The 240-nt window shown below is 40.4% G+C and carries 1 pseudogene; it reads right to left on the bottom strand.

The features are described 5' to 3' along the window. Positions 1 to 240, bottom strand: a pseudogene (locus MTCD1_RS21425) (hypothetical protein); the annotation flags it as partial.

The following is a 240-nucleotide window of genomic DNA, read 5'->3' as shown; positions in this document are numbered from 1 at the left end:
GTTGTGAACTACTTGTTGGCCTTGCTGCGTTTCTTGATAGCCCGCCGCGGTCGATATTGAAACATCATTAGCATTGCTTGCTATCTCTGTAATTGTTACCGTTATTTGTTCGATAGCGGTAACAACTTGTAGTGTGCGTGTGCGTTGTTCTTCTACATTTTTAGCACTGTTTTGGCTTAAGGTTTTAACGGTGTCAATATCGATATGTAATTCACTACTCGACCTTGCTACGTAATTAAT

The organism is Colwellia marinimaniae (assembly GCF_002207865.1).
GTDB lineage: Bacteria > Pseudomonadota > Gammaproteobacteria > Enterobacterales > Alteromonadaceae > Colwellia > Colwellia marinimaniae.
The sequence above is the reverse complement of the archived record's forward strand: the minus strand, read 5'-3'. Positions and strand labels throughout refer to the sequence as shown.